The 224-nt window shown below is 53.6% G+C and carries 1 protein-coding gene; it reads left to right on the top strand.

Translation table 11 applies throughout. The features are described 5' to 3' along the window. On the top strand, positions 1-224 hold a 224-nt coding region (locus tag ACTHSP_RS24280; RefSeq protein ID WP_440347252.1), incomplete at both ends, for a 2Fe-2S iron-sulfur cluster-binding protein.

Genomic DNA, 224 nt, shown 5'->3' with positions numbered 1-224 from the left:
AAGCTCGGTACTTATATCCCGCATTTCTGTTACCACAAAAAACTTTCCATCGCCGCCAACTGCCGTATGTGTTTGGTGGACGTGGAAAAAGCCCCCAAACCTTTGCCCGCCTGTGCCACGCCGGTTACAGACGGCATGATTGTGCGTACGCATTCGGCAAAAGCCCGAGAGGCGCAAGAAGGCGTGATGGAGTTCCTGCTCATCAACCATCCGCTTGATTGTCC

It is taken from the genome of Neisseria sp. P0001.S005, from assembly GCF_051963715.1.
Note: the sequence above shows the minus strand (reverse complement) of the source record. Positions and strands in the feature narration are given on the sequence as shown.